Below are 26,022 nucleotides of genomic sequence, written 5' to 3'. Positions count from 1 at the left end.
CGCCCGGGATGAGTGCTGATGGTTCGCTCCCGGTCGGGACGGTCGCTCGGCCGCGGGTGTCCGGTCGGCCGTCCGGCGTCGCGGACGGCGGGCGCAGCGCGTCGCGGAGCACGCGGGTGACAGGGAGACCGGCGCGATGGTGAGCATCAACGTGACCGGGGGCAGCGGGAGTGCGGCCACGATCGGGCGGAGCACCCGCAGCAGCAGCGTGATCACCGGGTGGATGCCGATCCGGGTGAGCAGTGCGATCGTCCAGCGCGGGGGTTGCGATCAGGGCTCCTTCAGTGCGTGCGCATCGGCCCGGACGCCTCGAACGGGGTCGGGTCGGCGGTTCCCGGCCCGGAGCGGGCGGTGGATCGCCTTGCCCGTGGTGGTCCGGGTGTGCTGCTTCGGGACGTGCGGATCCGGCCGGAGCTCTCCTGGAGCTGCGCGATGGGGACGGCGGTGGTCGGCGGGCCGAGCGCCCGGCTGATCGCCGCCTCGGGGTCCGGGTCGGGAGGTCCTCCTCGGTGGCCGCGGGCAGTCGCGCGCCGGCGGGGATGCGTGCGACCGCGTCGGCGGCCTTCGAGTGGGGCCGGGGTGGTGGCCGTGCGACCGGCGGTGAGCGGCGCGCAGGTCCGCGCCGGGCCGAGCCGGCCGGTGGGTCGCTGGTGAAGACCTGCATGCTTCGTGCCTCGACGGATGAGGTCCCGGTCAGTGATGTCAGTTGCTGTCGTCGCCGTGTTCTCGACCGGTACCGCCGGCCGCTCCTCCGCCGAGTCGACGACCGACGAGGCGGTGGCGACGCCGCAGCCCGTGATCTCGTACCGTTCGAACCCGTGGACCACGACCAAGCGATACCGGCCCCTTCGGGGGAGCAGGCCTGTGCCGTCCGCAGGGCGGTCGCGTGACGGCGGAGGTGCCGGAGACCGGTGCGGTCCTGCGCCGGCGGCGTCGGGCCGTCGCTGCGACCGGGCTCGTCGGGGCCGCGCTGCTGGGCGGGGGGCTCACCGCGCCGGCCGGATCGCGCCGCTTCTACGGGCTGACGCTCGCCACCGCCGCGGCGTACGCGGCGGGCGCGCTGGCGTCCGGGCCGATCCGCCGGGGGTCGACCCAGGTGCTCGGCCCCGCCGCGCTCGGCGTCGGTGCGTTCGGTGTCTTCTACGCCGGCGGGCTGGTGGCACGGCGGATCCCGGTCGCCCGGCGGGCGATCTCGCGGGTGCTCGGCTACGCGGCCGGGGGTGCCGATCCGCTGGTCCTGGCCGTCATGCTGGTCAACGGCGCAGCCGAGGAGCTGTACTTCCGGGGCGCGGTCTACGCGGCTGCCGGCGGGCGGCGCCCGGCCCTGGGCTCGACCGCCGCGTACGTGCTCGCGACGACCGCCACCCGCAACCCCGCGCTGGTCTTCGCCTCGGTGCTGATGGGCACGCTGTTCGCGGCGCAGCGGCGAGCGACCGGCGGCGTGCAGGCCTCCACGATCACGCACCTCGTGTGGTCGGTGCTGATGCTGCGGTTCCTGCCTCGGTTGTTCGCGGAGGAGCCGGTCAGGCGGGCGTCAGCGTCCGGCCGGTCTCCAGGAGGGTCTTGAGGCCCGACACCAGGTGCGGCCAGCCCTGGCTGCACGCCTCGCGGACGATGCTTCCCGCGGGGAAGCCCGTGTGGGTCACCGTCAGCTTGACGGTGCCGTCGCCGGCGTCCTCGATCTCGAACGTGGCGGTGGTGCGCGGTTCGGCTGCGGCGCGCTCGGCGAACTCCGTGCCCATCCCCGTCGCGGCGCCCCACTCGGGGGTGAACGTGTGCCAGGTGTAGGCCAGTCGGCGCGGCGGGTCGTAGGCCACCACGCGCTGGTCGGGGTGCTCGATGCGGACCTCGCCCTCGACCCAGGTGACCGGCGCGCCGACCGACCACTCCGACTCCAGGGCGATGCCCCAGTACTGCCGGGTGAACTCCGGCTCCACGAGCGCCCGGAACAGCGCCTCGGGCGTGGTCGCGATGTAGCTGACGTAGACGAAGTCGGTGGTCGCGTCGGTGGTCGCATCGGTGGTCACGGTGGCCTCCAGGGCGGTCGCGAGATCGGCGAGGGCCTGCGCGCGGCGCCGGTGGTAGCGGGCGATCCACCGGTCGGCGACGGCGTTGATCGGGGCGGCGTTGAGGTAGTGCAGCTTCTCCCGGCCACGGCGCACGGAGACGACGAGCTGAGCGGCCTCCAGCACCGCCAGGTGCTTGCTCACCGCCTGGCGGGTCATGTCCAGCTGTCCGCAGAGCTCGCTCAGCGTCTGGCCGCCGCGGGCGTTCAGGCTGTCGAGCAGTCGGCGGCGGCCGGGATCGGCGAGGGCTCGGAAGACGGCGTCCACGGCACCCTCCACGTCATGCAACCGAATGGCTGCATGTCGAGACATTAGGCAACCTGTCGGCTGCATGTCAATGGTGGTTACGCCCGGCTCCTTCGTCGCCGGATCGCGGCTCGCGCGCTCCGGAGCGCCGTTCGCGGGCACCGCGACAGGCGTGCGCTACCGCTGCGCCGCCCCGACGTCCGCCAGCTCCAGCGCCTCGGCCAGGTCCAGCAGCCGGTCCTCCCGGTCCAGCGGGGCGATGAGCTGCACCCCCACCGGCAGCCCGGCGGCGGTCCGCCCGGCTGGCGCGGAGACCGCCGGCAGGTGCAGCGCCGACGCCAGCGCGATCCAGTCGAACAGGTGCAGGTACGGCACCGCCTCGCCGTCCACCTCGACGTCGCGCGCGGCCAGGCTGCCGGAGTGGTCGTGCGGGAACGCGGGCACCGCGGTGACCGGGGCGAGGATCGCGTCGTAGCTCTCGAACCACGCCGCGACGGCCCGCTGCATCCGCGCCCGCCGTCCCCGCGCGGCGAGGATCGCGTCGTCGTCGGCGGTCAGGAACGCGATGTTGGCCTGTTCCCGGTAGCGCGACGCGCCCGCGGCGACGGCGGCCACCGCCTCGGGTCGCTGCGCGCGCAGGCGGTCGAGCACCTTCGCGGGCAGCCCGGCGGCGATCACCGGGAACAGCAGGCCGAAGTAGGTCTCGATCAGCTCGTCGACGTCCACCGGCGGGGCGGCGAGCTCCACCGCCACGCCCTGCGCGCGCAGCCCTTCCGCCGCGCTCTCGACGATCGAGCGCACCTCGCCCGCCAGCGGCAGCGGCGCGTCCAGCCACAGCGCCACCCGCAGCCCGGATGCCGGGGTGGGCGTGGTGCTGCGGCCGGCCAGCACCTCCCAGAGCAACCGCAGGTCTCCGGCCGTGCGCGCCATCGGCCCGACGACCCCCAGGTCCTGCTCGACGTACGGGGTGCCGGGCAGCGGTGGCACCTGACCTCGCCCCGGCAGCCGGCCCCACGTCGGCTTCAGCGCGTGCACTCCGCAGAAGCCGGCCGGGATCCGCAGTGAGCCACCCAGGTCGGAGCCGATCTCCAGGCTGGTCACGCCGGTGGCCAGCGCCACCGCAGCCCCGCCCGACGAGCCGCCGGACGTGCGCTCGGGGTCGTACGGGTTGCGGGTGGTGCCGTAGACGGCGTTGTAGGTCTGGACGTCGCCGAGCATCAGCGGCACGTTCGTCTTGCCCCACAGCACCGCCCCCGCGGCCCGCGCGATCGCGACGACGTCGGCGTCGGGCACGTCGGGGTCGCGACCGACGAGCGACGGGCTGCCGCACACCGCGGGCATCCCGGTGACGTCGAACCCATCCTTGATCGTCATCGGCAGCCCGGCGAGCCTGCCGACCTCGGCGCCGGCGGCGCGGGCCTCGTCGACGGCGGCCGCCGCCGCGCGGGCGCGGTCGAGATCGGTGGCGACCACCGCGGTCAGCTCCTCGGTGGCTTCGGCGCGGGCGACGGCGGCGTCGAGCAGCTCACGGGCGGAGACCCGGTGGGCGGTGAGATCGGCGAGCAGTTCGCGGGCGGTCGGTTCGGTCATGATCTGCCCAGCCTCGCCCGTGTCGGAGGAGCCTGTCCAGCCCGGCGGCGCTGTACTGTGAGCCGCCTCGCGCAGCCGTACGATCAGGTCCGGCGGACCCGGTGCATCCGGCCGGGTGATCGCCGCCTCACCTGCGCCGAAGCGGCGGTAACCATTTCCGGCGCCGATCAAACGCATCTGTGATAGCAGTCACAGTATTTCTCCGAGAGGCTCGGGGAATGCGCGTTCCATCCGGCGGGCCCGCAATGTTCTTGTTACGTTGTCGCCTCGTGACGGCACCCGAGAAGCTGGCGGTCGAGATCGCGCACCCCGACATCCCCGACGGGGTGGAGCTGCACCGAATCGCGGCGGAAACCGGTGTGCTGGACGTCAACACCCGCTACGCGTACGTGCTGTGGTGCCGCGACTTCGCCGGTACCTCGGTGGTCGCGCGCAGCGACGGGGCCGTCGTCGGCTTCGTGACCGGTTACCGCCGGCCGGACGCCCCCCATGTGCTCTTCGTGTGGCAGGTGGCCGTCGCCGCCGCTGCGCGGGGGCGCGGGATCGCCGGCCGCATGCTCGACGCCCTGGTCGCGCGCGTCCCGGGCATCACGGCCCTGGAGACCACGGTCACCGACGGCAACACGGCCTCCCGCGCCCTGTTCGCGGCGTTCGCCGCCCGGCACGGGGCCCGGCTCGAGCGCACGGAGCTGTTCGGCACCGACGTGCTCGGCGCCCGACACGAGTCCGAGATCCTCCACCGGATCTCCCCGATCGACCGAGGAATGATGCAGAAATGACCGTGTTCGAAGACGTCGAATCCCAGGTCCGCAGCTACTGCCGCTCCTGGCCGGTGGTCTTCGACACCGCGCGTGGTTCCCGCATCACCGATGTCGACGGAAAGTCCTACTTGGACTTCTTCGCCGGTGCGGGGGCCCTCAACTACGGGCACAACCCGCCCGCGCTGAAGAAACCGTTGATCGAGTACTTGGCCCGGGACGGGATCACGCACGGCCTGGACATGTTCACCAGCGCCAAGGAGGAGTTCCTGCGCACCTTCCGAGAGGTCGTGCTGGAGCCCCGCGGGCTGGACTACAAGGTCCAGTTCCCCGGCCCGACCGGCGCCAACACCGTGGAGGCTGCGCTCAAGCTGGCGCGCAAGATCAGCGGCCGCGAGGCGATGATCAACTTCACGAACGCGTTCCACGGCATGACGCTGGGCGCGCTGTCGGTCACCGGCAACTCGATGAAGCGCGGTGGCGCCGGCGTCCCCCTCGTGCACGCGACGCCCATGCCGTACGACAACTACTTCGACGGAACCGTCCCGGACTTCCTGCTGCTGGAGAAGCTGCTCGCCGACTCCGGCAGCGGTCTGAACGAGCCGGCCGGGATCATCGTCGAGACCGTGCAGGGGGAGGGCGGCATCAACCCCGCCCGCGTCGAGTGGCTGCAGGCGCTGGCCGACCTGTGCCGCCGCCACGAGATCCTGCTCATCGTCGACGACGTCCAGATGGGCGTCGGGCGCACCGGCCCCTTCTTCTCGTTCGAGATCGCCGGCATCCAGCCGGACATCGTCTGCCTGTCGAAGTCGATCTCCGGCTACGGCCTGCCCATGGCGCTGACGCTGATCAAGCCGGAGTACGACCAGTGGGGTCCCGGCGAGCACAACGGCACGTTCCGCGGCAACAACCCGGCGTTCGTGACGGCGACGGCCGCGCTGAACGAGTACTGGCGCGACGACGCCCTCGAGCGCGCCACGATCGCCAAGGGCGAGAAGGTCGAGGCCGCGCTCACCGAGCTGGCTGCGGCCTCCTCGGCCGTCGAGCTGACCCCGAAGGGCCGCGGGCTGGCCCGCGGGCTGCAGTTCGGCCAGCCCGAGCTGGCCGCGAAGGTGTGCGCCGCGGCGTTCGAGCGCGGCCTGCTGATGGAGACCTCCGGCCCGTCCGACGAGGTCATGAAGATCATGCCGCCGCTCACCGTGACCGACGCCGAGCTCGACGAGGGGCTCGCGATCGTGGCGGACTCCGTCCGCGCGGTCACGGAGGGGGTCGGCCGATGATCGTCCGCACGCTGGAGGAGGTCACCGGCACCGAGCGCGACGTCGAGACCCCGAACTGGCGCAGCAAGCGCATCGTGCTCGCCGGCGACGGCGTCGGGTTCTCCCTGCACGAGACCGTGCTGGCCGCCGGCACGGTCAACGACTTCTGGTACGCCAACCACATCGAGGCCGTCTTCGTCGTCGAGGGCGAGGGCGAGCTGTACGACAAGGACAACGACCGCACCTACCGGCTCGGCCCCGGATCGATCTACGTCCTGAACGGCCACGAGCGCCACCAGCTGCGCCCGCGAACCCGCATGCGGACGGTGTGCGTGTTCAACCCGCCCGTCACCGGGCGCGAGGTGCACGACGAGAACGGCGTGTACCCGCTGATCACCCTCGAGGCCGAGGCCGGGCCGGAGAAGGAGGCCTCATGACAGTCGTGGACGCCCGGACCGCCGACGCCTACCCGACCCGGGTGGCCGACCGGCCCGCGCTGATCGAGCGCGCCGAGCCGACGGTCTGGGCATCGTCGATCCCCGGCCCGGCGACGCCCGATGAGCTCGCCGCGCACGACCGCGACGGGTTCCACACGGTGCCCGGGCTGCTCACGCCCGAGGAGGTCGCCGCCTACCGGGCGGAGCTCGACCGGCTGGCCACCGACGAGGCGGTCACGGCCGACGAGCGCACGATCGTCGAGAAGAGCTCGCAGCAGGTGCGCTCCGTCTTCGAGGTGCACAAGCTCAGCGAGCTGATCGCGGCGCTGGTCGCCGACGAGCGCGTCGGCGGGCGGGCCCGGCAGATCCTCGGCTCCGACGTGTACGTGCACCAGAGCCGGATCAACTACAAGCCCGGCTTCGGGGGCGGCGGGTTCTACTGGCACTCCGACTTCGAGACGTGGCACGCCGAGGACGGCATGCCGGTCCCGCGCGCGGTCAGCTGCTCGATCCTGCTGACCGACAACCACGCCCACAACGGCCCGCTGATGATCATGCCCGGGTCGCACCGCACGTTCGTCTCGTGCGTGGGCGAGACCCCGGCCGAACACTACCGGCAGTCGCTGCGCGAGCAGGAGATCGGCACACCCGACCCGGACAGCCTCACCACGCTCGCCGACCGGCACGGCATCGCCGTGCTCACCGGCGAGGCGGGCACCGCGGTCTTCTTCGACTCCAACTGCATGCACGGCTCGCCGAACAACATCTCGCCCTATCCCCGGTCGAACATCTTCCTGGTGTTCAACAGCGTGGAGAACGCGCTGGTGGAGCCGTTCGCGGCGCCTGGGCGGCGGCCGGAGTACATCGCCGCGCGCACCTTCGACCCGATCTGACGACCCGGCCCGGTGGGGGTCCGGGCTCGGGTGGGCCGGGTCCGGCCGGACGCGGTACGGCGGAGCCGCTTCCGCATCGGCCCGGCAGACGAACGGCGCTTTCGTCAGCGACGTTGCTGACGGAAGTGCCGTTCGTGGCTTTCCGGGGCCAGTGCGGCAGGGCCGGAGCGGCAGGGTCAGTGCGGCAGCGGGTCCAGCGGGTTCACCGGGGCCAGCTCGGGCCGCTTCGGCGCCACGTGCTTGCGCGGGCCGCCGAGCCCGAGCAGGTGGCGCTTGATGAACGGCAGCACCGACTCCTTGAGCCAGCGCAGGTCCTCCTGCTGACGGGCGAGCCACGGCACCGGCTCCGGGGCCGGCAGCGGCGTGCGCCAGTCGTCGTTGATCGGCTCGCCGAGGGTCTCCAGCACCCGCAGCGCGACGCGGCGGTGCCCGTCGGCGCGCAGGTGCACGCGGTCCGGACCCCACGTGCGCGGGTCGCCGAGCGGGGCCATGCCCCACAGGTCGACGACGAGCGCGCCGTGCCGCTCGGCGCTGGCCCGGATCATCTCGTTGTAGCAGGCGACGCGGCCGCGCAGCCTGCGCAGCAGCGGGTGCATCCTGGCCAGGTCGAACCCGGTGAACGTGAGCACCGTCGCGCCGGTCGCGCAGACCCGCGCAAGCGCCGCGTCGAACCGGGCGGCGAGGTCGTCCGTGTCGCAGGTCGGACGGAGGATGTCGTTGCCGCCGCCGCAGAACGTGATCAGGTCGGGGCGCGTCTGCTCGGCCACCGGTATCTGCTCCTCGACGATCTCGTCGAGGAGTTTGCCGCGCACCGCGAGGTTGGCGTACCGGAGCTCGGGGTTGTCGATGGCGAGGTGTTCGGCGACCCGGTCCGCCCAGCCTCGCGGTGTGCCGTCGGGCAAGTAGTCGTCGAGGCCCTCGGTGAAGCTGTCTCCGAGCGCCACGAAACTGTTCCAGCGACGCTGGCCCCCCCGTGTCTCAGCCCGGCCAACCACTCCGCGCACCTTTCCGTTCACTAGCTGCACATCGTTGTCCCCTGGGTTCCACCAATATCACTCAGAGCCGGGGATTCGCGCCAGGGGACGTGCCCCTCAGGGTTTGGATAGGGCACCCTTGCCTTATGCCGGAGTCCCGTCCCGCCGAGCCGGAGTCGCTGCGCGTGATCCTCGGCGGCCGGCGCGGTGCGATCGACGCCACGCTGCCGGTGGCGGCGTTCGCGATCGCCCTCGTCGTCACCCAGCTCGTCGACGTGCCCCAGCCCGGGCCCGTGTACTGGGCGGGCGGCGTCGCCCTCGTCGTCGCCGCGGCCGTCGCAGCGGTACGGCTGGCGCAGGGCCGCAAGCCGCGCTCGGTGCTGCTGGGGCTGCTCGGCGTGGCGGTCGGCGCCGCCGTCGCCTTCTACACCGGCCGGGCGGTCGACTTCTTCCTTCCCCAGCTCATCCTCAACGCGGGCAGTGCGCTGGCCTGGGCGGTGTCGATCGTGATCCGCTGGCCGTTCCTCGGCCTGATCGTCGGCGGGATCCTCGGCCAGCGCACCCGCTGGCGGCGGGACCCCCACCTGCTGCTCGGCTACCAGCGGGCGAGCTGGGCGTGGGTCGGGCAGTACCTGCTGCGCCTCGTCGTGTTCATCCCCCTCTACCTCCTCGGCGCCGACGTCGTGCTGGCGATCACGCGGATCGCGCTGACCTGGCCGCTGATCGCCGTCTGCATCGCGGTGTCGTGGCCGCTGCTGCGCTCGGCGCTGCCGCCCGGCCATCCCGGCATCCGCCATCCCGTCGACCCGGGAGTGGTCCGCGGGACGGGGTGAGAGTCCTCACCATCGGTGATCGTTCTGCAACGATCAAGCCGTCCCGAGCGCTGAACATGGTGACGCACGACCTGCGATCGACCACCTGGAGCCATGGGACCCACCACCGTCATGCCGCCACGCCACCACGATCAGCGTGCGCCCCAGCCGTCGGAGACCCCGACGCAGGCGCCCGCCAAGACGGACCTCACGATCAGCAAGGTTCTCGCGGTCGCCGGAGCCGGCGCCACCAGCGCCTTCCTCGGCTCGTGGTTCGGGGTGGCGGGAACGGTGCTCGGCGCGGCGATCGGCGCCGTGGCGACCACCGTCGCGACCTCGATCTACCAGCGCTCCATCGACCGGGCCCGCAGCGTCGTCACCGCCCGGCTGCGCCCGCAGAGCCCCGGCGATCCCGACGAGCTCGACACCGTCGTCATGGCTGCGCCCGCTCCGCCCGGTGACCAGGCGACCGAGCTGATCGCTCCGGCCGACGTCCCGCGCACTTCCCGGCGCCGGACCGCCGGCTACTTCGTGGCCACCGTGCTCGGGTTCGCCCTCGCACTCGCCGCGGTGACCGGCGTCGAGGCGCTGAAGGGCTCGACGCTGTGGGGCGGCGAGCCCTCGGTCGGCCGGGTGCTGCAGGGCGGCTCGCCGGAGTCGGCCACCCCCACCGCCGACCCGTCCGACGCGGACTCCACGGACTCCAGCGACGACGACCAGGACGACGGCGACTCCCGCCGCACGCAGCACGACCGCAACTGGGACGTTCCGCCGAGCGATGACGCGACCGAACCGACCACCCGGCCGACGCCGCAGCCGACCCCCACGCCCGAGCCGCAGCCGAGCGGCGGGGTCCTGCCCGACCTGATCGGCGGCGGGGGCACGAACGGCGGCCCGAACAACGGCGGCCAGGACGACGCCGCAGCCGCGTCGCGGAGCACGGCCGGGTAGCTGAGCGGCACACTGCTCCCGTGATGCGCGTGGAGCCGGTCGGGCTACGGGTGGGCCTGGGGGCATCTGCGGCCGTGGTCGGGGTGCTCACCGCGCTCGTCGACCCCGGCCGGCCTGCTGAGCTCGGGTGGCTGACCCTGGCGGTCGTGGTGCTGGCCGCCGGCGTGTGGGTGCCGTGGCTGCCCTCCCCGGTGCTGGCCCTCGCGGTCGCCGCGCCCGTGGTGCTCGTCGCGCGCAGCGGGCAGCTGGAGCAGGTGCTGTTCCTGTGCGCCCTGCTGGGGCTCGTCGTGGCCTGGTTCGAGACGGCGCAGCTGCGCGCGATCACGGCCGGGCTGGTCTGCGTGGCCGCGCCGGTGGTCGCGTACGCGCTGCTGCCGCCCGGGGAGCACTTCGGCGCGCTCAGCTGGGTGCTCGGGGTCGCGTTCGCCGTCGTGTCCGGCCGGCTGGTGCGCCGCCAACTGGAGCTGTCCGAGCGGCTGCAGGAGGCGCAGCGGGAACTGGCGGCCGTCGCCATCGCCGAGGAACGGCGGCGGATCGCCCGCGACGTCCACGACCTCGTCGGGCACGGCCTGGCCGCCGTGCTGCTGCACCTCACCGGGGCGCGGCACGTGCTGCGCCGCGATCCCGACGCCGCCGACGCCGCGCTCGCCGAGGCGGAGACCGCGGGCCGGCGCAGCATGGCCGAGCTGCGGTCGGTGATGGCGCTGCTGCGCGGCGGCGACGACTCCGGCACCGACGCCCCGCTGCCCGGCCTCGCCGACGTCGCCCCGCTCGCCGAACGCTCCGGCGCGCAGCTGGTGGTCGAGGGCGACGTCGACCGGCCGGAGCCGGCCGTCGGCCTGGTCGCATACCGGATCGTCGCCGAAGCGCTCACCAACGCCCGCCGGCACGCCCCGCAGGCCCGCACCCACGTGCGGCTCGCGGTGACCGACGCGCTCGTCACCGTCGACGTGACCAGCCTCGGTGCCACCGCGCCCGCAGACGACGACCGCCCCCGCTACGGTCTGGTCGGCATGCGGGAGCGCGCCGAGATCGTCGGCGGCACCGTGGAGGCCGGGCCGAGCCCCGAGGGCTGGCGGGTGCGGGCCGAGCTGCCGTGCGGAGGTGCGCGATGACGGTCCGAGTGGTGCTGGTCGATGACCAGACGCTCGTGCGGACCGGCATCGCCCGCATCCTCTCGCCCGCCGACGGGTTCGAGGTGGTCGCCGAGTTCGCCGACGGCGCCCAGGTCGCCGCAGCCGAGTTCGACGCCGACGTCGTGCTCATGGACGTGCGGATGCCGCAGATGAACGGCATCGAGGCCACCCGCGCGCTGCGGGCCCGCCCGAGCGCCCCGCCGGTGCTCGTGCTCACCACGTTCGACGACGACGACGTGCTGTGGGGCGCGTTGGGGGCCGGCGTCTCCGGGTTCGTGCTCAAGGACGCCTCCGCCGCCGACCTCATCGCGGCCGCGCGCGCGGTCGCCGCCGGAGGAGCGTGGTTCGACCCGGCCGTCGCCCCGCGGGTGCTGGCCGCCTACCGCCGCCAGGCTCCGGCCCGGCGGGCGGCGGGGCGGATCGCCGAGCTCACCGAGCGCGAGCGCGACGTGCTCGCACGGATGGCCCGGGGTGCGACCAACGGCGAGATCGCCGCCGCGCTCGTGCTGTCGGAGGCGACGGTGAAGTCGCACGTCAGGAGCATCTTCACCAAGCTGGGCGCGCGAGACCGGGCGGCCGCGATCGTGATGGCCCACGACCACGGGCTCGTGTAGCTCATCCCACGGGAGGAGCGCGCGGTCCCGCCCGTGGACCGATGTGCGCGGACCCCTCGGGAGCCGAGGATCGCCTGCATGGTCATCGCCGCTCCCGCCCCGGTCCGGGTATGGCACGCGCGGCCGGTCCTGCTGGCCGCAGCGGCGACGGTGCTGCTGCACCTCGCCGTGGCCGCCGGGTACGGGTGGCACCGCGACGAGATGTACTTCTACGCCGAGTCGCGGCGGATGGACTGGGGGTTCGTGAGCGAGCCCCCGTTCACCCCGGCGCTCGCGTGGCTCTCCGACCAGTTGTTCGGGGCCACGCTCGTCGGGCTGCGGGTGTGGCCGGCGCTGGCCGGAGCAGCGGTGGCGGTGCTCGCGTCGCTGGTCGCGCGGGAGCTGGGCGGTGGGGGGAGCGCCCAGCTCGTCGCGGCGATCACGACGAGCACCGCCACCGTCGCGCTGTCGCTGTTCCACCTGTTCGGACCGTCGGCGTTCGACCAGGTCGCGTGGGCCGGCTGCCTACTGGTGCTGGTGAAGCTGCTGGGCGGCGCCGATCCGCGGTGGTGGTACGCGTTCGGCGCGATCGCCGGGATCGGCCTGCTGAACAAGAACACGCTCGCCCTGCTCGCGATCGGCGTCCTCGGCGTGCTCCCGTTCGCTCCACGGCTGCGCTCGAAGCACCTGTGGGCGGCGGCGCTGCTCGCGCTGGTGATCGCGAGCCCGTACCTGGTGTGGCAGACCGCACACGGCTGGCCGATGGTGGGCGTCGCCGGCTCGATCAGCGAGGAGACCGGCGGGATCTCGGCGGCGCTCGCGTTCCTGCCGATGCAGGTGCTGACGATGAACCCGCTGCTCGCGCCGATCTGGATCGCCGGGCTGTGGTGGCTGTGGCGCTCCCGCGCGTACCGCCCGCTGGCGATGATCTGGGTGGTGCTGCTGGTGCTGCTCGCGCTCGTCGGCGGCCGGTCGTACTACCTGCTGCCGGCGTACCTGCCGCTGTTCGCCGCGGGCGGGATCGTCCTGGAGCGGTGGCGGGACCGGCCGATCGCGATCGCGGCCGCGCTGACCGCCGCGGCCGCCGTGATCGTGCCGAGCGCGCTGCCCGTCCTGCCGATCGAGGCGCACCGGCACCTGCCCTTCGCGGCGATCAACCCGGTGCTGTCCGACCCGATCGGCTGGCCGGATCACCTGGTCCAGATCATGGCCGTGCGGCCGGCAGGGGCACCCGTGCTCGCCGGCAACTACGGCGAGGCCGCCGCGGTGGAGCTGAGCGGCATCCCGGCGTACAGCGGGCACAACGCGTACGGCACCTGGGGGCCGCCGCCCGCCGGGACGGAGGAGGTCCTGGCCGTCGGGATGCCCGATCCGGTCCTCGCCCGGACGTTCACCCGGTGCGAGCAGGTCGCGGTGCTCGACAACCCCTACGGCGTCGCGGACGAGGAGCACGGCAAGCGCGTGCACGTCTGCCGCGGCCCGCGCGCGTCGTGGGCCGAGCTGTGGCCGGGCATCGTGCACGTGACCAACTGACCGCGAGTTGCCCTCAGCGGTGGCGCGAGTTGCCCTCAGCGGTGGTGCGAGTTGCCCTCAGCGGTGGGGCGAGTTGCCCTCAGCGGTGGTGCGAGTTGCCCTCAGCGGTGGTGCGAGTTGCCCTCAGCGGTGGGGCGAGTTGCCCTCAGCGGTGGTGCGAGTTGTCCCCCAGCGGTGGGGCGAGTTGCCCGGTCGGTAAGCGCGAGGTGTCCGGTTCGGGGCGGTCGGAACGTCCGGTCCGGCCAACTCGCGGTGTCGAACGGGGCAACTCGCGGTGCTGTGCGGGGCAACTCGCGGTGCTGTGCGGGGCAACTCGCGGTGTCGGACGGGGAAACTCGCGCGGCTGGGGACCGTCAGCCGGGGAGGGCGGCGCGCAGGGCCTGGGCCGCGGCCTTCGGGTCCTCGGCCTCGGTGATCGCCCGCACGACCACGATCCGCTCCGCACCGGCCGCCAGCACCTCGGGCAGCCGCTGCTGGTCGATGCCGCCGATCGCGAACCACGGGCGGGCCGGCCTGCGCTCGGCCACGGTGCGGACGAGGTCCAGGCCCGGCGCCGGGCGGCCCGGCTTGGTCGGGGTGGGCCAGCACGGGCCTGCGCAGAAGTAGTCCACGCCGGGCTCGACGGCGGCCGCGGCGGTCTCGTCCGCCGAGTGCGCCGAACGCCCGATCACCACGTCGTCCCCGACGATCCGCCGTGCGACGGCGACGGGCAGGTCCTCCTGGCCGAGGTGCAGCACGTCGGCCTCGGCGGCGAGCGCCACGTCGGCCCGGTCGTTCACGGCCAGCAGCGCCCCGTGCCGGGCGCACGCCTCGGCGAGGATCTCCAGCGCGGCCAGCTCGTGCTTGGCCTCCAGCGGTCCGTCCGGGCCCTTGTCCCGCAGCTGGACGATGTCGACCCCGCCGGCGAGGGCGGCGTCGACGAACTCGGCAAGATCGCCCCTGTCCCGCCGGGCGTCGGTGCAGAGGTAGAGGCGGGCGGCGGCGAGGCGTTCGCGTCGGGAGACGGCGTCGAATCCGGGCACGCCGTCGAAGCGTACGCTCGGTGCCGGGTGACGCACGGGAGCCCGGCGCGCGGGCTGAGAGGGGACCGACCGGTCCCGACCGTCGAACCTGATCCGGGTCATGCCGGCGCAGGGAGCGGATGGAGTTGAGTGTGCGAGTGATGGTCGTCGGGGCCGGGGTGATCGGCCTGACGTGCGCGTGGCGGGTGGCCGCCGAGGGCTTCGACGTCACGCTGGTGGATCCGGCCCCCGCGTCCGGGTCCTCGTGGGTGGCGGGCGGCATGCTCGCCCCCGTCACGGAGGCCTGGCCGGGGGAGGAGACGCTGCTCGAGCTGGGTCTGTCGGCGGTGGCGGTCTGGCCGTCGTTCGCCGAGGAGCTGACCGCGGCGGCGGACCGGCCGGCCGGGTTGCGCACCGAGGGCACGGTGGTGGCCGCTACCGGCACCGGTGACCGCGCCGAGCTGGATGCGCTCGCCGAGCACCTGGCGCGGCTCGGCCGCACGGTGCAGCGGCTGTCCGGTCGCGAGCTGCGCCGCCTGGAGCCCGGCCTGGGCCCGGCCGTGCGCGGTGGGCTGTCGGTGCCGGGCGATCTCGCCGTCGACAACCGGGCGCTGCTCAACGCGCTGCAGCACGCCGCGCGCCGGGCCGGGGTGACGTTCGTGGGCGCCACCGTCCGCGGAGTCCTCGACGACGGCACCCGCGTGACCGGGGTGCGCACCGATCAGGGCGAGCTGCGTGCGGAGCAGGTGCTCGTCTGCGCGGGGGCGCACTCCGCCGGGCTGCACCCGGCGCTGGCCGGCCTGATCCGCCCGGTCAAGGGCGAGATCGTCCGGCTGGGCCACCGGACCGGTGCGCTGCCGCCGCCTGCCCGCACGGTGCGGGCGCTCGTCGACGGCCGCCCGGTCTACCTCGTGCCGCGCGACGGCGGACTCGTGGTCGGCGCGACCCAGTACGAGGCCGGGTTCGACACCGAGGTCACCGTCGCCGGCGTGCGCGACCTGCTCCGCGACGCCGAGCGGATCCTGCCCGGCATCGCCGAGTACGCGCTGCTGGAGACGGCCGCCGGGCTGCGTCCGGGCAGCCCCGACAACCTGCCCCTGATCGGCCCCATCGGGCCGGAGGGGCTGCTCGTGGCCACCGGGCACCACCGCAACGGCATCCTCCTCGCCCCGGTCACCGCCGCCGCCGTGCTCGAGGTGCTACGCGGCGGATCGGTCCCAGCCCCCACCGATCCCCGACGATTCCGGAGGTCCGAATGCACGTGACGATCAACGGCGAGCGCCACGAGCTGGCGCCCGGCGCGACCGTCGACGACGCCCTCTCGGCCATCGGCGCGCCCCGCTCCGGCGTGGCCGTCGCGGTCGACGGAGAGGTCGTGCCGCGGGTCGACTGGGCGGTGGCGAAGCTGGGCGACGGTGCGGTGATCGAGGTCCTCACCGCGGTGCAGGGGGGCTGACATGGCGGACGAGTACGGCACGGACCTCGTCATCGGCGGCCACAAGATCGGCTCGCGGCTGATCATGGGCACCGGCGGGGCGGCGAACCTGGAGATACTCGAACGCGCCCTGGTCGCGTCCGGCACCACGCTCACGACCGTCGCGATGCGCCGCATCGACGCCACCACCGGCACCGGCGTGCTCGATCTGCTGCGCAGGCTCGGGATCGCCGTGCTGCCCAACACCGCGGGCTGCCGGACCGCGGCCGAGGCGGTGCTCACGGCCCGGCTCGCCCGTGAGGCGCTGGAGACCGACCTGGTCAAGCTGGAGGTCGTCGCCGACGAGCGCACGCTGCTGCCCGACCCGGTCGAGCTGCTCGACGCCGCCGAGCAGCTCGTCGACGACGGCTTCACCGTGCTGCCCTACACCAACGACGACCCGGTGCTGGCCCGCAAGCTGGAGCAGGTCGGCTGTGCCGCGGTGATGCCGCTGGGTGCGCCGATCGGCACCGGCCTGGGCGTCCGCAACCCGCACAACATCGAGATGATCGTCGCTGAGGCCGGGGTCCCGGTGGTGCTCGACGCGGGCATCGGCACCGCCTCGGAGGCCGCGCAGGCGATGGAGCTCGGCTGCGACGCGGTGCTGCTCGCCACCGCGGTCACGCGCGCGGCGGACCCGGAGCGGATGGCGCACGCCATGCGGCTGGCTGTCGAGGCGGGGTACGCGGCGCGCCACGCGGGACGCATCCCGCGGCGGTACTGGGCGCAGGCATCGTCGCCGGAGCGGGACGAGTAGCGGTCATACGCGCTCGTAGGTGAGGTGGTTCACCGAGGGCGTGCAGCGGGCCGACGCCAGCCGCAGCTGCACCCGCCCGACCCCGGCGAACAACCGTTCCCCCTGCCCGACGACGAGCGGCACGACGTGCAGGCGCAGCTCGTCGATCGCACCGATCGACAGGTACTGGTTCACCGTGGAAGCGCCGCCGGCGATCGCGACGGTGCGCTCGCCCGCCGCCTCGCGGGCGAGCTTCAGCGCGGCCTGCGGTCCCTCGGTGACGAAGTGGAACGTCGTGCCGCCCTCCATCACCAGTGGCGCGCGCTCGTAGTGGGTGAGCACGAACACCGGGGCGTGGTAGGGCGGGTTGGGGCCCCACCACCCGGTCCACGACAGGTCCCACTCGCCGCGGCCGGGGCCGAACATGTTGCGGCCCATGATGTACGCGCCGGCCTCGGTGATCGCGGCCAGCTCCGCGGCGTGCTCCTCGGCCTCGTCGAGCATCCAGCGGTGCATGTCGTGCCCGTCGGCGCCGAGCCCGTCGCCGAACGGGGCGTCGGCGCGCTGGTTCGGGCCCGCCACGATCCCGTCCAGGGAGACGGCCAGGTCACAGGTCACGCGGGTCATCGAATGCTCCTTCCTGAGGTGTGCACCCTCCGGTCGGAGCCGGCCCGCGCTCTTCGACATCACACCAGCGACATCACACCAGCGACATCACACCGGCTGCACGCCGTCGCGGTGCCGCCTCGCGAGCTCCCGGTAGGTCGCCGGGTTGGTGTCGACCCACCACCGCGCACCCGGGGTGAGCGGCCCCTTCACCTGCCCGGGGCCGCCGAGGTAGAGCTGTCCGTCGGGGACGACCGTGCCGGGAGGGACGGTCGCGCCGGCACCGACGAGGGCGCGGGCGCCGATCCGCGCGCCGTCCTGCACGGTGACGCCGTTGCCGATCAGCGCCTCGGCGCCGACCACGCAGCCGTGGACCACGCACAGGTGGCCGACGGTGGCGCCGGGCCCGATCTCGGTGACCGGATCGTCGCCGCCGTGCAGCACGCTGCCGTCCTGCACGTTGGCGCCCGCTCGCACGATGATCGGCCCGAAGTCCGCGCGGAGCACGGCGTTGTACCAGATGGACGCGTCGGCCTCGACCCGGACGTCGCCGACGAGGGTGGCCGTCGGAGCGATGAACGCCGACGGGTGCACGGTGGGCGCGCGGCCCTCGAACGAGAAGAGCGGCATCCCCCAAACCTCTCACCGCGACGGCTGATCCTGGGTTAGGCTCGCCTGACTGAAAGGGCGGCAGGACCGGTGAGCACGGCGCTGTGGGTGATCTTCTGGGTACTCGCCGTGCTCCTCGGCTCCCTGTTGATCAGCCTGGTGATCGCGGCGTTCATCCGGGTAGGCGGGAGCGGCGGGTGCGACGAGGAGTTGCCGCGCGTCCCGCGGCCGGTGGTGAAGGAGCCCGCTCCGCCGCCGAAGACCCCGCCGTTCGACGAGTAGGTCACGGCTTGCGCAGCCCGAGCCGGCGCAGCTCCAGCGTCGCCAGGCCCGCCACCACCTCGGGATCGCCCTTGCGCCACGCCGCTGCCGGATCGGCCGACACCTTGAGCAGCCGCCGCACGGGCTGACGGGTGATCGCGCGCAGCGCCAGCAGGTCGTCGTCGAGCCCGCGGACGGCGACCGCGGCGCTGGCCAGCCGGGCGTAGCGGACCCGCAGCGGCAGCCACACGAACAGCACCGGCAGGATCCCGATCACGATCACCAGCACGGCGGTGCCGGTGGCCACGGCCGCGATCGTCTCGGCCTGCTCGCGCCCGGCCTCGGCGATGCGGTCCCCGGCCCCGGCCCCGGCGCCCAGCGCCGACGACAGTTCACCGCCGACGAACGGCACGCCGCCCGCGGTGCGGGCCGCCCCGTCGAACACGTTCCGTATCGACTCGCCCGCGTCGGCCAGCGCGGTCGCCGGGCCCTGCAGGCGCAGGATCACCTCGCGCACGGCCAGCGCGGCGAGGACCACCACGACGACCCAGCCGATGGCCAGCACGTCGGACAGGAACTGCCGGAGGATGCGAAACGGTCGCTCCGCGTAGATGCGCATGGCGGGTGTCTACAGTACGCGGAGTGACCGTCTGCGCACGCCCCGGTCAGGGAGCGGCGTGGATCGGGCCGTCCCGCTCGGCGAGCCGGATCCCGGCGCCGCCCCAGTGCTTGGCGATCATCTCGGCCGCGATCGACACCGCGGTCTCCTCGGGCGTGCGGGCTCCGAGGTCCAGCCCGATCGGGCTGGACATGCGGGCGATCTCCTCGTCGGTGATGCCGCGCTCCTTGAGCCGCTGGATGCGGTCGTTGTGGGTTCGGCGGGAGCCCATGGCCCCGATGTAGCCGACCTCGGGCAGTCGCAGCGCGACCTCCAGCAGCGGCACGTCGAACTTCGGATCGTGGGTGAGCACGCACAGCGCGGTGCGCCCGTCGATCCGTCCGGCCTCGGCCTCCGCCTTCAGGTACCGGTGCGGCCACTCGACGACGACCTCGTTGGCGCCCGGGAACCGGGACGCGGTGGCGAACACGGGCCGGGCGTCGCAGACCGTCACCCGGTAGCCGAGGAAGTTGCCGATCTTCGCGACGGCTGCGGCGAAGTCGATCGCGCCGAACACGATCATGCGCGGCGGCGGGGCGAACGACTCGACGAACACCGTCAGGCCCTCGCCGCGACGCTGCCCGTCGACCCCGTAGGAGAGGGTGGCGTTGCGGCCGGCGTCGAGCAGGCCGCGCACGTCGTCGCGCAGCGCGTCGTCGAGCCGCGGCGAGCCGGTGCTGCCCAGCACCGAGTCGGGACGCACGATCAGCCGCTTGCCGAGCCGCTCCGCCGGCCCGGAGGTCACGGTGGCGACCGCGATCGGCTCCTCGTTGCGCACGGCCTCGGCCACGGTGCCCAGCTCGGGGAACGCCTCGGGCGTGACCTTCTCGACGAAGATGTCGATGATCCCGCCGCAGGTCAGCCCGACCGAGAACGCGTCGTCGTCGGACACGCCGTAGCGCTGCAGCACGGGCCGGTCGTCGGCGAGCACCTGCTGGCCGAGCTCGTAGACCGCACCCTCGACGCAGCCGCCCGACACCGAACCGACGGCTTCGCCGTTGGCGCCGACGAGCATCGACGCGCCGGGTTGGCGAGGAGCCGACGAATAGGTGCCGACGACCGTGGCGAGCGCGACGGGTTCACCTTTGGACCACCACTCCTCGAGCTTCGGGAGCACGTCACGCATTCCCTGTCACCGCCTCGTCACTCGGCCTCCGTCGCTCGAGGCCATCACCTCGAGCAGCTTCTCCAGCGTGGCCAAGCTGTGGCCCGCCAGTAACTGGTTCAAGTGTGGCAGCGCCGCGACGATTCCCCCTTGGATCGGCGCGTAGCCGTCCTTGCCGGCGTGCGGGTTGACCCACACGACCTTGTGGGCGAGCCGGGCCAGCCGTGCGCACTGCGAACCGAGCAGTTCGGTGTCACCGCGCTCCCAGCCGTCGGAGAAGACGACGACCACGGCCCGCCGCGCGGCACCGCGCTGGCCCCAGCGATCGATGAACGCGCGCAGCACCTCGCCGAGGCGGGTGCCGCCGGACCAGTCAGGGATGGCGCGGCCGGTGGCCGCCAGCGCCCGTTCGGGGTCGCGCATCCGCAGCTCGCGGGTGACCCGGGTGAGCCGGGTGCCGATCGTGAACACCTCCGTCGACGCGGGGGCGCGCCGCACCACGACGTGGGCGAACCGCAGCAGCGCGTCGGCGTACGGCTCCATCGAGCCGGACACGTCGATGAGCAGCACGACCTTGCGCGGGCGGACGGAGTGGTCGCGCTTGCGCAGCTCGCGGATCTCGCCGCCGTTGCGCAGCGCGGCCCGCAGCGTACGGTGCGCGTCGGAGAACCCGCGCCGTGCCGGGTGCAGCCGCCGCGACGGCCGCTGCGGCGGGTCGGGCTTCAGCAGTGCCAGGAGCCTGCGCAGGTGTTCGCGCTCGGCGGGGGAGAGCTCGGCGAGATCGCGGTGGCGCAGCACCTCGTTGCCCGATGCGCGGGCCAGGAACTGCTCCTCCTCATCGCCCTCGGAGTCGTCCGATTCACCCTGGCCGTTCGGTGAGGTCAGCGCGGCCAGTTTGGGCGGCGGCGGCTTGCGCTGGTCGATCAGCTCGGTGCCGCCGCTGCCCTCGCGGGGTGGGGTGAACCAGTCGGCGAACGCCCGGTCGTACCGCGGCAGGTCGTCCGGATCGCTGCACAGCGTGAGCCGTCCGGCCCAGTACGTCTGCACTCGGCTGGTCACGTCGAGCTGGTCCACGGCCGACAGGAACGCGGTGACCCGGTCGGTCGTGATGTTCAACCCGGCGTGGCGCAGCACGACGGTGAACCCGACCAGCGCGGCGATCGGGTCCTCGTCGACGGTGACCGGCGCGGGCACGGTTCAGGAGGCCAGGAGGGTGTCGAGCTGCGCGCGCACCCGGTCGGCGTCCTCGCGGTACTTGAGGACCGCCCCGAGGGTGGCGGCAGCGCTCTCGATGTCGAGGTGGCGGGCACCGACGAGCTGCAGCGCGCGGGCCCAGTCCAAGGACTCTGCGACACCCGGCGGCTTGAGCAGCTCCGTCTGGCGGATCTTGCGCACGGCCGTGGCGACCTCGGTGGCCAGCCGCTCCGGGATGCCCGGGATCCGCGAGCGGAGGATCTCGATCTCGCGGGCCAGGTCCGGGTGGTCGAGCCACAGGTAGAGGCAGCGCCGCTTCAGCGCGTCGTGCACCTCGCGGGTGCGGTTGGAGGTGAGGACGACCACGGGCGGCGTCTCGGCCTTGACCTCGCCGAGCTCGGGGATCGTCACAGCGTGCTCGGTGAGCACCTCCAGCAGGAACGCCTCGAACTCGTCGTCGGCGCGGTCGATCTCGTCGACCAGCAGGACGGACGGGCTCGTCCGCAGGGCGCGCAGGATCGGCCGGGCGAGCAGGAAGCGCTGGTCGTACAGGGACGCCTCGACCGCCTCGGCGTCCAGCTTCTCCCCGGACGCGGCCGCACTGGCCTCCAGCGACCGCAGGTGGAGCAGCTGGCGGGGGAAGTCCCAGTCGTAGAGGGCCTGGGACGCGTCGATGCCCTCGTGGCACTGCAGGCGGATGAGCTCAGCGCCCAGCACCTGCGCCAGCGCCTGGGCGAGCGCGGTCTTGCCGGTGCCGGGCTCGCCCTCGCAGAAGAGCGGCCGGTTCATCCGCATGGCGAGGAACGCCGCGGTCGCGAGGCCGTCGTCGGCGAGGTAGCCGGTCTCGCGCAGTGCGGCGGCCAGCGCGGTGGGGGACGAGGTCGGATCCTGCACCAGTCCAGCATGACGGACGCACAGACCGGCGGCCACCTCGTGTGAGCCACTCGGTCAGGTCGGACCGTACGTGACGCGGTGGCGGGGCGGCAAGACAAGCCTCCATCCCGAAATACTTCCGGGTTGGAGGTAGTTTATCGGAACGTTATCTTGTCGTGATCTCAGCCTTATGACCTGGAGAAACGCTAAGAACAACGATGTAATTCTTCCGTAATCGTGATCGCGCTCACCTGGCCGGCGATTGACGAAATGCGGGGACCCGCCCGTAGCGTTCTCGGTCGGCCGTTCCCCCGAGCGGTCGGAAATGCCATCCGGAGCCGTCGCGCCGTGGTCCTGCCCCGCGGCTCCGGTCCGTCGAGCCAGAAGACGGGGCAGGACACGAGGCGCATACAGCCGCCGGCCGGACCCCGGCCGCGCGGCGGCGACCGGGATCGCACGTGGGCTATGACCCCCGCCCCGACGTGCGAGTCCTCCTCGTCAGGTGCGTTTGGAGAAGTCACTCATGACGCGTCGACCTGGAAACGCCGGCCGGAAACTGCTGCAGCTCGCAATCGCAGGTGCGGTGGTGGTCGGGACTCCGGTTGCTCTCGCGGGTACCGCCGACGCCGCCCCCGACTCGGTCTGGGACCGTCTGGCCCAGTGCGAGAGCGGCGGCCGGTGGAACATCAACACCGGTAACGGCTACTACGGTGGCCTGCAGTTCAGCCTGAGCACGTGGCGGGCCTTCGGCGGCTCCGGCATGCCGCACCAGGCCAGCCGGGAGCAGCAGATCGCCGTCGCTGAGCGGGTGCTGGCGGTCCAGGGCTGGAAGGCTTGGCCGTCCTGCTCGAAGAAGATCGGCGCTTCGGGCGCCGCCGAGCCGAACAAGCGCGTGGTCGCCAAGACGACCCAGCCCGCTGCCGCCAAGCCCGCCGCCAAGCCCGCTGCCGCCAAGCCGGTGGCCAAGAACGGAGCCGACTACATCGTCCGCCCCGGCGACACCCTCAGCAAGATCGCGGTCGAGCAGAACGTCCCCGGTGGCTGGAAAGCCATCTGGGAGCGCAACCGCGACGTGCTCTCGAGCCCGCACCTGCTGAAGGTGGGTCAGCAGCTGGACCTGCGCTGATCGATGGTCGTTCCTCCGGCGCTGCGCGAGCGCGGTGGTTGACCCTGCTCGCACGGTCGCCGTAGGCAGGCCTCGCTTCGTCCCCTCCGAAGACCCGGCAGCCGCTCGCACTCCTGTGCGGGCGGCTGCCGGGCGTTCCGGGTCAGGCCGAGTTCACCCACTCGTCGGTGCCGTCGGCGAACAGCTGGTGCTTCCAGACCGGCAGCCGCTTCTTGACCTCCTCCACCAGCAGCGAGCAGGTGGCGAACGCCTCGGCGCGGTGATCCGCGGCGACCGCGCAGGCCAGCGCCACGTCGCCGATCGCGAGGTCACCCACTCGGTGGCTCACCGCGATCGCTCGCACCCCCTCCGCGGACGCGGCGATCTCCGCCGCGATCTCCGCGACGACCTTCGCCGCAGTCGGGTGCGCGCTGTAGTTGAGCCCGCGCACGGCCTTGCCGCCGTCGTGGTCACGCACCACGCCGGAGAACGTCACGACTGCGCCGGCGGCCGGGTGGTCGACCAGTCGGGCGTGCTCCTCGACGTCGAGCGGTTCCTCGACGACGGTGGCCCGCAGGACTTCGGCGGTCATCGGTGATCTCCTCCGCGCAGCTGGTCGATGGCGTGGTCGAGCACCCCGTCGAGCACGCCGAGCCCGTCCCGGACACCGCCGGTGGAACCGGGCAGGTTCACCACCAGTGTGCGGCCGATCACCCCGGCCACGCCGCGGGAGAGCACCGCTGTCGGCACCATCGGCGCCCCGGCCGCGCGGATCGCGTCGGCCAGGCCGGGCACCTCGTAGTCGAGCAGGGCCTTGGTCACCTCGGGCGTCCGGTCCGTCGGCGAGATCCCCGTACCGCCGGTGGTGATCACCAGGTCGGCGCCGGCGGCCACCGCGGCCCGGATCGCCTCGCCGACCGGATCGCCGTCGGGCACGACGGTCGGGTCCGCGCAGTCGAAGCCGCGCTCGCGCAGCCACGCCACGATCACCGGGCCGCTGCGGTCCGGGTACACCCCGGCGGCGGCGCGGTTGGACGCCGTGATCACTGCTGCGGACCTCACGACCGGTCCTCCGGTCGCGTCCACACCCCGGTCTTGCCGCCCTCCTTGCGCTCCAGCCGCACGTGATCGAGGACGGCGGCCGGGTCGACGGCCTTCACCATGTCGTGCAGCGTGAGCCCGGTCACCGCGACGGCGGTCAGTGCCTCCATCTCCACGCCGGTCGGGCCGGTCGTGCGGACCGTCGCGGTGATCCGCACCTCGGCCTCTCCCGGCTCCAGGTCCACGGTCACTCCGGTGATCGCGATCGGGTGGCAGAGCGGGACGAGGTCGGGGGTGCGCTTCGCGCCCATGATCCCGGCGATGCGGGCCGTGGCCAGCGCGTCGCCCTTCGGCAGACCGTCGCGGCGCAGCAGCGCGATCACCTCGGGGGTCGTGCGCAGCGTGCCGGTCGCGACCGCCGTGCGGACGGTGGCGTCCTTGCCGGACACGTCCACCATCCGGGCGGCGCCCGCGGCATCGACGTGGGTCAGTTCCACGCGCCGGACCATAGTGCCCGCCGGGCGCGCCGTGTGCGCTCAGGCGGCGCGTGGCCGCCGTGGTGCGCCGTATGTCCGGGTTCCCGTGGCCGATGTCACGATCTGCGAGTGATCTGCGTCACTATCGAGCAACGCCGATCGGTCGCTCGCGGCGGTCGGCCCAACCGCTACTGCCAGCGACGACGTCACCCGATTGGGCTGTTCGGACGAATTCGTGATCTGGCCGTGATCACGACACGCCGTGTTTACGCGTCGGCCGGATCGACGTAGCGTGCTCCGCGGCCACCCGGTCAGCTCCCCGGACCGGTGGTGCCCCGGCGACCGCAGCGCTCCCCTGTCCGGCGGTCGGCGGACCCCCGTAGCCTCACGAACCTCGCGCGGGACAGGGCGATCGAGGCGGCGCTCCCCGGCCGCCGATGACCGGCACGAGCCGGTCGGGAGATCGACGCGCAGCGCCCGGAGTCCATCTGATGGCTCGGTACCGCGGACGTCATCGCGCACCCAGCACGACCGGACGCACCATCGCCCGCACCGCCCTGGCCGGCGCCGTTGCCGGTGCCCCGTTCATCGGCATGTCGACCCCGGCCTTCGCCGCCCCCGACTCGGTCTGGGACCGTCTGGCCCAGTGCGAGAGCGGCGGTCGGTGGAACATCAACACCGGTAACGGGTACTACGGCGGGCTCCAGTTCAGCCTGAGCACGTGGCGGGCCTTCGGCGGCACCGGTATGCCGCACCAGGCCAGCCGGGAGCAGCAGATCGCCGTCGCTGAGCGGGTGCTGGCGGTCCAGGGCTGGAAGGCCTGGCCGTCCTGCTCGAAGAAGATCGGCGCCTCGGGTGTGGCCGAACCGAACAAGCGGGTCGTCGCCAAGAACATCTCGGCCGCCCCGGCCGCGCCCACGTCCGGCAACTACGTCGTGCAGCCGGGTGACACCCTCGCCAAGATCGCCGCTGCCAAGGGGATCAAGGGAGGCTGGAAGGCGATCGTGGCGAAGAACCCCGCGCTCGCCGGCGCCCCGGACCGAATCTTCCCGGGGATGCGCATCACCCTCTGAGCACGCGCTCGAGCTGTTCGGGGGTGTCCACGTCGTCCGGTGCGGCGACGTCACCGCACTCCACCAGTTCCAGCGCCGGGTGCCCGGCCAGGTAGCCGCGTGCCCCCGAGTCACCGTGCGCCCGGGCCGCCACGCCCGCCCAGTGCTCCCGGCCCAGCACGACCGGGTGCGCCGGGCGTCCCGCGTAGGCGGCCCGGCGCAGGCTCGCCGGTCCTGCGCCGTCGGCGAGCCGCGCCACGGCAGCGGCCGTCATGCCCGGCAGATCGACCAGGTGCACCACGACCGCGTCCGGCACGGGCTCCAGCGCCTCGAGCGCGGCCAACCCGGCCTTGAGCGACGCACCCATCCCGGCCGCCCAGTCGGCGGCCTCCACCACGTGCACGTCCGGCGGCAGCACCGCACGGACCTCATCGGCGGCCGCGCCGACCACGACGAGGATCGGCGCGGCTCCACCGTCGGCGAGCACCCGCACCGCACGGACGACGAGCGGCTCGCCGGAGAGCTCGACGAGCGCCTTGGGGCGGCCCATCCGCCGCCCCGCGCCCGCCGCGAGCAGCAGCCC

28 protein-coding genes, 1 pseudogene and 1 riboswitch are annotated in these 26,022 nt (G+C 73.4%); of the genes and pseudogenes, 16 read left to right on the top strand and 13 right to left on the bottom strand.

Annotated elements, in window-relative coordinates:
• Positions 1-886: 886 nt before the first annotated feature.
• Positions 887-1,567, top strand: a complete 681-nt coding sequence (locus BUE41_RS08765; protein WP_234997080.1) for a CPBP family intramembrane glutamic endopeptidase — start codon at positions 887-889, stop codon at positions 1,565-1,567.
• Here BUE41_RS08765 and BUE41_RS08760 read toward each other — a convergent pair.
• Positions 1,524-2,333 (bottom strand): ArsR/SmtB family transcription factor, encoded by an 810-nt coding sequence (locus tag BUE41_RS08760; protein ID WP_073456607.1) that lies wholly within the window; start codon positions 2,331-2,333, stop codon positions 1,524-1,526. The two genes, BUE41_RS08765 and BUE41_RS08760, sit on opposite strands and share 44 nt — an antisense overlap.
• 156 nt (positions 2,334-2,489) lie before the next feature.
• Positions 2,490-3,902 carry an amidase family protein gene (locus BUE41_RS08755; RefSeq protein ID WP_073456499.1) on the bottom strand — a complete coding sequence of 471 codons (1,413 nt, stop codon included), beginning with the start codon at positions 3,900-3,902 and terminating at the stop codon, positions 2,490-2,492.
• Between the two features lie 269 nt (positions 3,903-4,171).
• Here BUE41_RS08755 and ectA point away from each other — a divergent pair, with 269 nt between their 5' ends.
• The 4 genes from ectA to thpD are packed head-to-tail and all read left to right on the top strand — an operon-like array spanning position 4,172 to position 7,249.
• Positions 4,172-4,681 carry a diaminobutyrate acetyltransferase gene (gene ectA / locus BUE41_RS08750; protein WP_234997079.1) on the top strand — a complete coding sequence of 170 codons (510 nt, stop codon included), beginning with the start codon at positions 4,172-4,174 and terminating at the stop codon, positions 4,679-4,681.
• Positions 4,678-5,940: a diaminobutyrate--2-oxoglutarate transaminase gene (gene ectB / locus BUE41_RS08745; protein ID WP_073456497.1), complete on the top strand. Its 1,263-nt coding sequence runs from the start codon at positions 4,678-4,680 to the stop codon at positions 5,938-5,940. The genes ectA and ectB overlap by 4 nt, the downstream gene beginning before the upstream one ends.
• Positions 5,937-6,356, top strand: coding sequence for an ectoine synthase (locus BUE41_RS08740; RefSeq protein WP_073456496.1), 420 nt, complete (start codon positions 5,937-5,939; stop codon positions 6,354-6,356). The genes ectB and BUE41_RS08740 overlap by 4 nt, the downstream gene beginning before the upstream one ends.
• Positions 6,353-7,249 (top strand): ectoine hydroxylase, encoded by an 897-nt coding sequence (gene thpD, locus BUE41_RS08735; protein ID WP_073456495.1) that lies wholly within the window; start codon positions 6,353-6,355, stop codon positions 7,247-7,249. Before BUE41_RS08740 ends, thpD begins: the two co-directional genes overlap by 4 nt.
• Positions 7,250-7,425: 176 nt before the next feature.
• Here thpD and BUE41_RS08730 read toward each other — a convergent pair whose 3' ends face one another.
• Positions 7,426-8,193: an SGNH/GDSL hydrolase family protein gene (locus BUE41_RS08730; RefSeq protein ID WP_234997078.1), complete on the bottom strand. Its 768-nt coding sequence runs from the start codon at positions 8,191-8,193 to the stop codon at positions 7,426-7,428.
• A gap of 176 nt (positions 8,194-8,369) precedes the next feature.
• Here BUE41_RS08730 and BUE41_RS08725 point away from each other — a divergent pair, with 176 nt between their 5' ends.
• The 5 genes from BUE41_RS08725 to BUE41_RS08705 all read left to right on the top strand — a co-directional run bounded on the left by BUE41_RS08725 (position 8,370) and on the right by BUE41_RS08705 (position 13,248).
• Positions 8,370-9,056: a DUF3159 domain-containing protein gene (locus tag BUE41_RS08725; protein WP_073456493.1), complete on the top strand. Its 687-nt coding sequence runs from the start codon at positions 8,370-8,372 to the stop codon at positions 9,054-9,056.
• A gap of 93 nt (positions 9,057-9,149) precedes the next feature.
• Entirely contained in the window at positions 9,150-9,986 is an 837-nt protein-coding gene (locus BUE41_RS08720; RefSeq protein WP_073456492.1) for a hypothetical protein, read from the top strand.
• Positions 9,987-10,009: 23 nt separating this feature from the next.
• Positions 10,010-11,101 carry a sensor histidine kinase gene (locus tag BUE41_RS08715; RefSeq protein ID WP_234997107.1) on the top strand — a complete coding sequence of 364 codons (1,092 nt, stop codon included), beginning with the start codon at positions 10,010-10,012 and terminating at the stop codon, positions 11,099-11,101.
• Positions 11,098-11,736 carry a response regulator transcription factor gene (locus BUE41_RS08710; RefSeq protein ID WP_073456490.1) on the top strand — a complete coding sequence of 213 codons (639 nt, stop codon included), beginning with the start codon at positions 11,098-11,100 and terminating at the stop codon, positions 11,734-11,736. The genes BUE41_RS08715 and BUE41_RS08710 overlap by 4 nt, the downstream gene beginning before the upstream one ends.
• A 78-nt stretch (positions 11,737-11,814) precedes the next feature.
• Complete coding sequence (locus tag BUE41_RS08705; RefSeq protein ID WP_073456489.1) at positions 11,815-13,248, top strand: glycosyltransferase family 39 protein; 1,434 nt, start codon at positions 11,815-11,817, stop codon at positions 13,246-13,248.
• A 353-nt stretch (positions 13,249-13,601) separates the two neighbouring features.
• Here the strand turns inward: BUE41_RS08705 and thiE are convergent, their stop codons facing one another.
• On the bottom strand, positions 13,602-14,270 hold the full coding sequence (gene thiE / locus BUE41_RS08700; protein ID WP_073456606.1) for a thiamine phosphate synthase: 669 nt from the start codon (positions 14,268-14,270) through the stop codon (positions 13,602-13,604).
• A 24-nt stretch (positions 14,271-14,294) separates the two neighbouring features.
• Positions 14,295-14,402: riboswitch (TPP riboswitch) on the top strand.
• On the opposite strand from thiE, the gene thiO reads away from it, so the two are divergent.
• From thiO to thiG, 3 genes are all read left to right on the top strand, one after another.
• The gene (gene thiO / locus BUE41_RS08695) at positions 14,390-15,514 is read left to right on the top strand and encodes a glycine oxidase ThiO (RefSeq protein ID WP_073456488.1); all 1,125 of its coding nucleotides are present in this window, start codon (positions 14,390-14,392) and stop codon (positions 15,512-15,514) included. It overlaps the preceding riboswitch by 13 nt.
• A complete protein-coding gene (gene thiS / locus BUE41_RS08690) occupies positions 15,505-15,705 on the top strand; it encodes a sulfur carrier protein ThiS (protein ID WP_073456487.1) in 201 nt (66 codons plus the stop codon). Before thiO ends, thiS begins: the two co-directional genes overlap by 10 nt.
• 1 nt (position 15,706) lies before the next feature.
• Positions 15,707-16,480, top strand: a complete 774-nt coding sequence (thiG, locus tag BUE41_RS08685; RefSeq protein WP_073456486.1) for a thiazole synthase — start codon at positions 15,707-15,709, stop codon at positions 16,478-16,480.
• A gap of 3 nt (positions 16,481-16,483) precedes the next feature.
• Here the strand turns inward: thiG and BUE41_RS08680 are convergent, their stop codons facing one another.
• Positions 16,484-17,086, bottom strand: a complete 603-nt coding sequence (locus BUE41_RS08680) for a dihydrofolate reductase family protein (protein ID WP_073456485.1) — start codon at positions 17,084-17,086, stop codon at positions 16,484-16,486.
• Between the two features lie 87 nt (positions 17,087-17,173).
• Positions 17,174-17,695 carry a gamma carbonic anhydrase family protein gene (locus tag BUE41_RS08675; RefSeq protein ID WP_073456484.1) on the bottom strand — a complete coding sequence of 174 codons (522 nt, stop codon included), beginning with the start codon at positions 17,693-17,695 and terminating at the stop codon, positions 17,174-17,176.
• 69 nt (positions 17,696-17,764) lie between these two features.
• Here BUE41_RS08675 and BUE41_RS08670 point away from each other — a divergent pair, with 69 nt between their 5' ends.
• Positions 17,765-17,956 (top strand): hypothetical protein, encoded by a 192-nt coding sequence (locus tag BUE41_RS08670; protein ID WP_073456483.1) that lies wholly within the window; start codon positions 17,765-17,767, stop codon positions 17,954-17,956.
• Position 17,957: 1 nt separating this feature from the next.
• On the opposite strand, the gene BUE41_RS08665 is transcribed toward BUE41_RS08670, so the two are convergent.
• From BUE41_RS08665 to BUE41_RS08650, 4 genes are read right to left on the bottom strand one after another with little or no spacing between them, the layout of a single operon-like run.
• Positions 17,958-18,554, bottom strand: a complete 597-nt coding sequence (locus BUE41_RS08665; RefSeq protein ID WP_073456482.1) for a hypothetical protein — start codon at positions 18,552-18,554, stop codon at positions 17,958-17,960.
• A 46-nt stretch (positions 18,555-18,600) separates the two neighbouring features.
• Positions 18,601-19,719: an XdhC family protein gene (locus BUE41_RS08660; protein WP_073456481.1), complete on the bottom strand. Its 1,119-nt coding sequence runs from the start codon at positions 19,717-19,719 to the stop codon at positions 18,601-18,603.
• A gap of 6 nt (positions 19,720-19,725) precedes the next feature.
• Positions 19,726-20,892: a vWA domain-containing protein gene (locus BUE41_RS08655; protein ID WP_073456480.1), complete on the bottom strand. Its 1,167-nt coding sequence runs from the start codon at positions 20,890-20,892 to the stop codon at positions 19,726-19,728.
• Between the two features lie 3 nt (positions 20,893-20,895).
• Positions 20,896-21,786 carry an AAA family ATPase gene (locus BUE41_RS08650; RefSeq protein WP_073456479.1) on the bottom strand — a complete coding sequence of 297 codons (891 nt, stop codon included), beginning with the start codon at positions 21,784-21,786 and terminating at the stop codon, positions 20,896-20,898.
• A 565-nt stretch (positions 21,787-22,351) separates the two neighbouring features.
• Here BUE41_RS08650 and BUE41_RS08645 point away from each other — a divergent pair.
• Complete coding sequence (locus tag BUE41_RS08645; protein ID WP_327194751.1) at positions 22,352-22,891, top strand: transglycosylase family protein; 540 nt, start codon at positions 22,352-22,354, stop codon at positions 22,889-22,891.
• Positions 22,892-23,033: 142 nt separating this feature from the next.
• Here BUE41_RS08645 and BUE41_RS32850 read toward each other — a convergent pair.
• Together BUE41_RS32850 and moaC are read right to left on the bottom strand one after the other, a co-directional pair.
• Positions 23,034-23,917, bottom strand: a pseudogene (locus BUE41_RS32850) (molybdenum cofactor biosynthesis protein MoaE).
• An 11-nt stretch (positions 23,918-23,928) separates the two neighbouring features.
• The gene (gene moaC, locus BUE41_RS08630) at positions 23,929-24,420 is read right to left on the bottom strand and encodes a cyclic pyranopterin monophosphate synthase MoaC (RefSeq protein WP_073456475.1); all 492 of its coding nucleotides are present in this window, start codon (positions 24,418-24,420) and stop codon (positions 23,929-23,931) included.
• A gap of 458 nt (positions 24,421-24,878) precedes the next feature.
• Here moaC and BUE41_RS08625 point away from each other — a divergent pair, with 458 nt between their 5' ends.
• A complete protein-coding gene (locus BUE41_RS08625) occupies positions 24,879-25,460 on the top strand; it encodes a LysM peptidoglycan-binding domain-containing protein (RefSeq protein WP_073456474.1) in 582 nt (193 codons plus the stop codon).
• Here BUE41_RS08625 and BUE41_RS08620 read toward each other — a convergent pair.
• Positions 25,450-26,019, bottom strand: coding sequence for a nucleotidyltransferase family protein (locus BUE41_RS08620; protein WP_268794455.1), 570 nt, complete (start codon positions 26,017-26,019; stop codon positions 25,450-25,452). The two genes, BUE41_RS08625 and BUE41_RS08620, sit on opposite strands and share 11 nt — an antisense overlap.
• Between the last annotated feature and the right edge of the window lie 3 nt (positions 26,020-26,022).

Source organism: Pseudonocardia thermophila, from assembly GCF_900142365.1.
In the GTDB taxonomy this organism is placed as follows: Bacteria; Actinomycetota; Actinomycetes; order Mycobacteriales; family Pseudonocardiaceae; genus Pseudonocardia; species Pseudonocardia thermophila.
The sequence above is the reverse complement of the archived record's forward strand: the minus strand, read 5'-3'. Positions and strand labels throughout refer to the sequence as shown.